We start from the raw sequence: 6,689 nt of genomic DNA on the forward strand, positions 1-6,689 counted from the left end.
CATGGTGGAGCGGGGGTGAGTGGCGGGCGAGTGGGTGATGCGGACGAATCTCGGGTAGCTAGACCGGTCTGCATATTTTTTGGCGAACGGTCAGTGCTGCATCGAGCCGGCCGCAGGGCGCCCGTGCAGCGGCAACGGCTACGAGCGGCCGGACGCCTTCGCGCCGAGGAGGTGGAGGACGGCGTGCCGGGCGTCGTCCAGGGGCTCGCGGCTGCGTCGGACCGAGGCCAGCAGCACCGCGCCCTCCATCAGGGCCAGGGCCTGGCCGGCGGCCACCGCGGCTTCGGCCGGGCGGAAGCCGCCGGCGGTCAGCTGCTCGGCCAGGATGCGCTGCCAGCCCTCGTACACCTCGGCGCACACGGCGCGCAGTGCCTCGTTGGTCCCGGCGACCTCCAGGGCGACGGTGGCGATGGGGCAGCCCTTGGTGTAGTCGGAGCGGGCCAGGCGGTCCGCGAACACCTCGGTGAGGTGTCGGCTGAGCGCGGCGGCGTCGGCTCCGTCGGCGGCGAGTCCGGTCAGCAGGTCGGCGACCTCCTGGCCGGACTGCAGCAGTGCGGCTGCGACCAGTTGGTCCTTGCCGCCGGGGAAGTGGAAGTAGAGGGAGCCGCGCGGTGCGCCGGTGACGGCCAGGACCTGGTTGAGGCCCGTGCCGGAGTACCCGTGCTGCTCGATCAGTTCCCGGGTGCCGGCGATCAGCCGGGCCCGGGTCTCCTCGCCCTTTGCTCCCATGGACGGAGACTGTAGACCGGTCTGCATAATCCTGTCGACCACATTTCTGTCGACCACATTTCTGCCGACCACCGGCCCGTCGACGCGCCGCCCCGGGCGGAGGCTCCGCAGTGGTTGCTCAGGCCCGCAGCTCCGGCGGGAAGCCCGTCCAGCGCAACTCCTCGGGCAGGTGGGACTGGTCGTTCAGGAGGAGGACGGCGGAGGGGCGGCCGGGGGCGAAGCGGAGCACGGTGAGCGCCGCGTTGGCCGCGTTGAGGCCGAGCCAGCGCCAGGCGGGGGCGTCCAGGGTGTGGCGGACCAGCCAGCCGATCAGGAAGGCATGGGTGACGACCAGTTCGTGCCGGTCCTCGGGGCCGTCGACCGGTCCGGTGAAGCGGTCGACGGCCCGGCGGGCCAGTTCCGGTCCGCGGGAGAGCTCCTCGGGGGAGGCCTGGGCCAGGAAGCGCAGCAGGAACTCGGCACTGTCGGCGGGCAGTTCGTCGGCCGACGGCACGTACGGGACGTAGTCGCCGGCCTCCTCGCAGGCGGACACCGGTACTCCGCCGAGCTGGTCCCCGATCAGCCGGGCGGTCTGCGCGGCCCGGGGGAGCGGCCCGTGGTGGACGGCCGTGAGGGGGCGCTGCGCCAGGCGGCGGCCGAGCAGTACGGCCTGCCGGCGGCCGCTGGGGCTGAGCCCGTCGCGGTCCGCCCCACTGTTCGCCTCGCCATCCACCTCACCACCCGACCCGCCACCCGGCCCACCACCCGACTCGCTGCCGGCCGGGCTGTGGTGGGCCGCCTCGCCGTGGCGGGCGAGGTACAGGTAGCGGGTGGCGCGGTCGGTCACGGGCAGGCTCCTGGGGTTCGTTCGGTGGGACGGGGTCCGGTCCCGGAGTGTGACGCCCGGGCGGCGGGTGGTGGTTCCGGGGCCCAGGTCACAGGTCCCAGGTCAGCCGGAGTGGGCACGGTTCAGCAGGGCGAGTTCCTCGGCCGTCAGCCGCAGGGCGCCGGCCGCGATGTTGTCCTCCAGGTGCGCCACGTCGCCGGTGCCCGGGATGGCGAGGACGTGCGGGCCCCGGTGGAGCGTCCAGGCGAGCCGGACCTGGGCGGTGCTGACGCCGCGCGCTTCGGCCACCGTCCGGACCTCGCCGGGTTCCGCCCCGGCGGCGGCGCCGCCCTCCCTCCCGGCGCCGGCGATGGCGTAGAACGGGACGAAGGCGATGCCCTGCTCGCCGCAGAGTCGCAGGACCTCGTCCTGGGCGGGCGAGGCGCCGATCCCGTACGGGTTCTGCACGCAGGTGACGGGGGCGATGGCCCGGGCCTCGGTGAGCTGGTGCGGGTGGACATTGGAGAGGCCGAGCTGCCGGATCAGTCCGGCCTGCCGCAACTCGGCGAGTGCGCCGTAGCGTTCGGCGATCGAGTCGGTGCCCAGGATGCGCAGGTTGACCAGGTCGAGGTGGTCGCGGCCGAGCTGGCGCAGGTTCTCCTCGACCTGGGTGCGCAGCGCCTCGGGGGTGCGGGCGTGGTCGATCCACCGGCCGTCGGTGCCACGGGCCGGGCCGACCTTGGTGGCGATCACCAGGTCGTCGGAGTACGGGGCGAGGGCGCGGTTGATCAGCTCGTTGGCGGAGCGCAGCGGGGAGAAGTAGAAGGCGGCGGTGTCGATGTGGTTGACGCCCAGTTCGACCGCGCGGCGCAGTACCCGCAGGGCCTGGTCGCGGTCGCGCGGTACGGCGTCCGGTACGAGCGCCGGCCCGGTCTGCGGCAGGCGCATGGTGCCGAAGCCGATCCGGTGGACGGCGCGGTCGCCGAGCTGCCAGGTGCCGGACGAGGCGGCGGACACGGAAGCGGTGGTCGGGGAAGCGCCGGTCGGGGAAGCGGTGGTCGAGGTGGTGTCGGAAGTCATGCTGGTCATGATCGCGATTGAACTAACCTGATCGCCACTGATTCGGACATGTGTGAATCCACGGGGGCAGGCGTTGGCGGAGCTGCTGTTCACGGCAGGTGACCTGGCCCGGATGCGGTTCGCGGTCGCACCGATGTGGGAGGTCGGGCCGAGCCTGCGCCTGCTGCGCTCGGGAGTGCCGCACGCCGTCCACGGCCCCTGGGTGGAGCAGGTCCGGCCCCGGCTGGCGGCGCTCGGCCCGGCGTACGGGCTGCTCGCCGAACTCGTGCCGCCCGCCGGGTACGTGCCGGACTTCCTCAATCCGGCCCCGACCGGACCCGCGCCGACCCTGGCCGGGGAACTCGCCGCGATCCGGGCCACCCCCGCCGGGCAGGTCCGGCGCGACCTGGACCGACTGGCGGCGGACCAGGCGGACCAGGCGCACCGGGCGGACCGGGCGGACCGGGGCACGCTCGGGCCGAGGCTGCGAGCCCTGTACGCCGACCCGGAGGCCGGGCTGGCCCGGCTCGCCGAGGCGGTCGAGGCCTACTGGGAGCTGGCCCTCGCGCCGTACTGGGCGCGGATCCGCGCCGTCCTCGACGCCGACGTGCTGTACCGGGCCCGGCAGGCCGCCGAGCACGGCGCCGAGCGGGTGCTCAACGACCTGCACGCCGAACTGCGGTGGACCGACGGCGCCCTGCGGCTGAGCCGGCGCTCCCGCCCGATGCCCCGCCGCGCCGCCGGGCCGGGCCTGCTGCTGATCCCCTCCGCCTTCACCGGCCCCGGCCTGTTCACCCTCCTCGCCCCGCCGGCTCCTCCCCAACTCGCCTACCCGGCCCGGGGGATCGGCCGTCTCTGGACCGCGGGGCCACCGGCCCCCGGCACGGCGGCCCTCGCCGCGGTGCTCGGCCGCTCCCGCGCCCTGCTGCTCGCCGAACTCGCCGCCCCCGCCTCGACCACCGAACTCGCCCACCGCACCGGCCTGTCGCCCTCGGCCGTCTCCCAGTACCTGACGGCGCTGCGGGACGCCCGCCTGGTCAGCGCCCACCGCGCCGGGCGCTGGGTGCTGTACGCCCGGACGGCCACCGCCGAGGCGCTGCTCGACCCGGACGGCTGAGGCGCACCGCGACCTCGGCTACGGTGAATGCGAGGCGGCAGCCGGAGCGTTCGGAGGGGCAGGCATGGCGGCAGTCAGCGTTCCGGGGCCCGAACCGGAGTGGAGGGCAGCACCCTCCTACCAGGGCGGCAACCCCAACCCGGCCTTCCAACAGAGCATGTGGGAGTACGCCGCCGGTACATTTCGCCTGGTGGCGGGCCTGCAGCCCCCGCTGGAGGCGCTCGCGGCGCGACTGCGGCTGACCGTCGAACGGGGCTGGGAGGACCTCGGCCCGATGGACGTCGCCATGTTCCGCATCGGGAGGACGTCCTTCGCCCTGAGCAGGCTCGGCGGACAGGTTCCCCCGTGCACGTTCGTCTGGTTGAGCCGCTCGGTGGACGACCCGGAAGCGGCCCTGGACTCCCTGCTCGACGCTCTCGGCATCGGCCGTGAGGCCCTGGCGTTCCGCGGCAGCGTGGAGACCGGCTTCGAAGACCTCAACGGGTGGAACGATTAGCGGCGTCGGAGCCATCGGCCCTGCTGCGCGGCGGAGTTGGCGGCCGGGCCGGACCGACTAGGCTGCCCGACATGGAGCAGGAACAGCCCGTGGACGAGGCGCCGGTCCCGCTGACCGCCTTCGACGGACGCATCGCCCTCGACCCGGTCACCCGGATCGCCACCGTGGACGGCCGGGAGGTGCAGCTCACCCGCCAGGACACCCGGGCGCTACGCACCCTGATCGAGCTCGGCGAGGGGATGCACGACCTGCGGGACATCCGACTGCACGGCTGGGACGGCCTGTCCGACCACCGGGAGCTGCGCCACCCGATGGCCGTCCTGCGGGCCAAGCTCGGCGAGCCATCGTGGGTCGTCCGGGAGCGGGACCGGGACCGGGAGCGGGAACGGGACCGCTACGGACTGCGGCCCCCCGGCCCGCCGCCGTCTGGGAAGCTGCGGGCATGACGTTTCCGCTCCTTCGCTGCGCCGTCCTGGACGACTTCCAGAGCGTCGCCACCAGCTCCGCCGACTGGACCCCGGTCGCCGACCGGGTCGAGGTGACCGCCTTCCGTGAGCACCACACCTCGGAGGAGGAACTGGTCGCCGCGCTCGCCGGGTTCGACATCGTGGTCACCCTGCGCGAGCGGGTGCCGTTCCCCGCCACGCTGTTCGCCCGGCTGCCCCGTCTCAAGCTGCTGGTCGCCTCCGGCATGCGCAACTCGGTGATCGACCTCCGGGCCGCCGAGGCGCACGGCGTGACCGTCTGCGGTACGGCCAGCTCCGGCACTCCGCCGGTCGAGCTGACCTGGGCGCTGCTGCTGGGCCTGGCCCGCGGTCTCGTCCAGGAGAACACCGCGCTGCGCGAGGGCGGGCCCTGGCAGAGCACCGTCGGGGCCGATCTGCACGGCCGGACGCTCGGAGTGCTCGGTCTCGGCCGGATCGGCGCCGCCGTCGCCCGGGTCGGGCTGGCCTTCGGCATGGAGGTGCTGGCCTGGAGTCGGAGCCTGACCGATGAACAGGCGGCCGCGGCGGGTGTGCGCCGGGCCGCCTCGAAGGAGCAACTGCTCGGGGAGAGCGACTTCGTGTCGGTCCACCTCGCGTCGAACGCGGGCACCCGGGGGCTGATCGGCGCCGCCGAGCTCGCTCTGATGAAGCCGGAGGCCTATCTGGTGAACACCTCCCGGGCGGCGATCGTCGACCAGGACGCGCTGCTCGCGGCCCTCACCGGCGGCCGGATCGCGGGGGCCGCGGTGGACGTCTTCGACGTCGAGCCGCTGCCCGCGGACCACCCGATGCGCCGCGCGCCCCGGCTGCTGGCCACCCCGCACCTGGGGTACGTCTCGCAGGAGAACTACCGGCGGTACTTCACCGAGGCGGTGGAGGACATCGCGGCGTTCCTGGCGGGTGAGCCGATCCGCCGTCTGGGCTGACGCCTGCGCCCAGGCCCGGCCACCGGTCGCATACTGACGGCATGACGAGCGGAGACGGTGGCCGGGGTGCGGGCCGACGCGGGGTGCTGCGGGCGGGTGCGGCGGCGGTGCTGCTGGGCGCGGCGGGGTGTACGAGCGGTACGAAGTCCGCCGTGGCCCCGGCGAGTTCGACACAGCCCCCGACACAGCCCCCGACAGCGGCCCCGACCCCGACAGCGACCCAGGCGGCGACCCCGACAGCGCCAGCCGCAGCGACCCCGCTGCCCAACCCGCCACTGTGGCAGCCCGGCCCCGGCGAGATCCAGCCCGACGTCAAGCGCCGCGCCGTCGAGCTGGTCGCCGCGCTCGGCGCCTGGCCGCCCGGCGGGCAGGGGTCCGGGGCGGCCCGGGCCCGGGTGGCGGCGCTGGGCCTGCCACCGGGCCTGGCGGACGGTGCCGGGCGGCTCGCCCCGGCGGCGCCGGAGGCCGCCCTCGAGGTGGTCGACGCCCAGTACGGCGGGATCCTCGCCGACTCGGCGAGCGTGCTGGTGGTCTGCCGCCAGTGGACCAGGCAGCCGGACGGCTCGGTGGCGGCGGGCGGCATCACGGTCGACGTCCGGCTGAGCCGGGCCGAGCCCCGCTGGACGGTCACCGCCGTGCACCCCGGCGACCCGGGCCCGGCCGCCGGGTCACCCGCCGCCTCACCCGCCTCACCCGCCGCCTCACCCGCCTCACCTGCCGCGCCCGCCGCACCCACCCCCGCGGTGGCGAAGGTGCTGGCCGAGCCGAGGATCGAGCTGCCGCCCGAGGCCGCCGCCGACCTGCTCAGCGGCACCGTCCACGACAGCGTCCTGACGGCGATGCTGCGGCTGGCCGGCCCGTACGCGCTGTCGGTGAGCGTGGTGCGCACCGGTCACCCCCTGGACGTCTTCGGGACGACCCGGCCCAGCGACCATCCGCTGGGCCGGGCCTTCGACGTCTGGCGGATCGACGGCCGGGCCGTGGTGGACCCGGCCACGCCCCGGCAGCTGATCGAGTCCTTCATGCGGGACGCGGCGCCGGCCGGTTCGTACAACGTGGGCGGGCCGGTGGC

At 75.0% G+C, this 6,689-nt stretch carries 8 protein-coding genes; 5 read left to right on the forward strand and 3 right to left on the reverse strand.

Annotation, left to right across the window (positions count from 1 at the left end; all coding sequences use genetic code 11):
* Positions 1–138: 138 nt before the first annotated feature.
* The 3 genes from ACFC1T_RS34730 to ACFC1T_RS34740 all read right to left on the reverse strand — a co-directional run bounded on the left by ACFC1T_RS34730 (position 139) and on the right by ACFC1T_RS34740 (position 2,623).
* Positions 139–729 carry a TetR/AcrR family transcriptional regulator gene (locus ACFC1T_RS34730; RefSeq protein WP_375895707.1) on the reverse strand — a complete coding sequence of 197 codons (591 nt, stop codon included), beginning with the start codon at positions 727–729 and terminating at the stop codon, positions 139–141.
* Positions 730–847: 118 nt separating this feature from the next.
* Entirely contained in the window at positions 848–1,555 is a 708-nt protein-coding gene (locus ACFC1T_RS34735) for a histidine phosphatase family protein (protein ID WP_375895710.1), read from the reverse strand.
* A gap of 102 nt (positions 1,556–1,657) precedes the next feature.
* On the reverse strand, positions 1,658–2,623 hold the full coding sequence (locus ACFC1T_RS34740; RefSeq protein ID WP_375895713.1) for an aldo/keto reductase: 966 nt from the start codon (positions 2,621–2,623) through the stop codon (positions 1,658–1,660).
* A gap of 103 nt (positions 2,624–2,726) precedes the next feature.
* On the opposite strand from ACFC1T_RS34740, the gene ACFC1T_RS34745 reads away from it, so the two are divergent.
* The 5 genes from ACFC1T_RS34745 to ACFC1T_RS34765 form a co-directional block, all read left to right on the forward strand.
* Entirely contained in the window at positions 2,727–3,710 is a 984-nt protein-coding gene (locus ACFC1T_RS34745; protein WP_375895740.1) for a DUF5937 family protein, read from the forward strand.
* A gap of 64 nt (positions 3,711–3,774) precedes the next feature.
* Positions 3,775–4,206 carry a hypothetical protein gene (locus ACFC1T_RS34750; protein WP_375895716.1) on the forward strand — a complete coding sequence of 144 codons (432 nt, stop codon included), beginning with the start codon at positions 3,775–3,777 and terminating at the stop codon, positions 4,204–4,206.
* A gap of 71 nt (positions 4,207–4,277) precedes the next feature.
* Positions 4,278–4,652: a hypothetical protein gene (locus ACFC1T_RS34755; RefSeq protein ID WP_375895717.1), complete on the forward strand. Its 375-nt coding sequence runs from the start codon at positions 4,278–4,280 to the stop codon at positions 4,650–4,652.
* Positions 4,649–5,617 (forward strand): D-2-hydroxyacid dehydrogenase family protein, encoded by a 969-nt coding sequence (locus tag ACFC1T_RS34760; protein ID WP_375895720.1) that lies wholly within the window; start codon positions 4,649–4,651, stop codon positions 5,615–5,617. Before ACFC1T_RS34755 ends, ACFC1T_RS34760 begins: the two co-directional genes overlap by 4 nt.
* A gap of 41 nt (positions 5,618–5,658) precedes the next feature.
* Positions 5,659–6,689 (forward strand): hypothetical protein (locus tag ACFC1T_RS34765; RefSeq protein ID WP_375895742.1); only part of this gene is annotated, 1,031 nt, incomplete at its 3' end.

Source organism: Kitasatospora sp. NPDC056076 (genome assembly GCF_042266305.1).
Classification (GTDB): domain Bacteria; phylum Actinomycetota; class Actinomycetes; order Streptomycetales; family Streptomycetaceae; genus Kitasatospora.

Excerpts from the sequence above, each read along its gene's own strand:
- ACFC1T_RS34730 (WP_375895707.1), bottom strand. The coding sequence starts at position 729 with ATGGGAGCAAAGGGCGAGGAGACCCGGGCCCGGCTGATCGCCGGCACC.
- ACFC1T_RS34740 (WP_375895713.1), bottom strand. The coding sequence starts at position 2,623 with ATGACCAGCATGACTTCCGACACCACCTCGACCACCGCTTCCCCGACC.
- ACFC1T_RS34745 (WP_375895740.1), top strand. The coding sequence starts at position 2,727 with ATGCGGTTCGCGGTCGCACCGATGTGGGAGGTCGGGCCGAGCCTGCGC.
- ACFC1T_RS34750 (WP_375895716.1), top strand. The coding sequence starts at position 3,775 with ATGGCGGCAGTCAGCGTTCCGGGGCCCGAACCGGAGTGGAGGGCAGCA.
- ACFC1T_RS34755 (WP_375895717.1), top strand. The coding sequence starts at position 4,278 with ATGGAGCAGGAACAGCCCGTGGACGAGGCGCCGGTCCCGCTGACCGCC.
- ACFC1T_RS34760 (WP_375895720.1), top strand. The coding sequence starts at position 4,649 with ATGACGTTTCCGCTCCTTCGCTGCGCCGTCCTGGACGACTTCCAGAGC.